This window comes from Bariatricus sp. HCP28S3_D3 (assembly GCF_052065755.1).
In the GTDB taxonomy this organism is placed as follows: Bacteria; Bacillota; Clostridia; order Lachnospirales; family Lachnospiraceae; genus Allocoprococcus.
Window position 1 is genome coordinate 1 of record NZ_JBQHTK010000121.1, and the last position, 300, is coordinate 300.

The following is a 300-nucleotide window of genomic DNA, read 5'->3' on the forward strand; positions in this document are numbered from 1 at the left end:
CTTCGAAGAATTGAGGGAATCGTTTCTACTCCGTTTCGTATCCTGCGATACAGATTATATGTTTCACTAGACATTCTCTCCTCTAGTGCGAGGCGAATCAGGCTCTTTTTCGTAATAAGTACTCTTGCTATATTTTTGAATATTTTGGCATGACACTGTTCCTTATGTGGACAGTTTGCGCATACATCTCTGTCAAAGGTGATTTTAAATTCATCATTGCTCTTCTTATAACAACAACTTCTAGGTGTGTTTCCTGCCGGACACTTTATCACTTTTGTTTTTTCTTCGTCCATTTCAAAT

The 300-nt window shown here is 37.7% G+C and carries 1 protein-coding gene; it reads right to left on the bottom strand.

Translation table 11 applies throughout. The features are described 5' to 3' along the window. Window positions 1-300 (bottom strand): transposase (locus ACTNB3_RS17990; protein ID WP_441027332.1); only part of this gene is annotated, 300 nt, incomplete at both ends.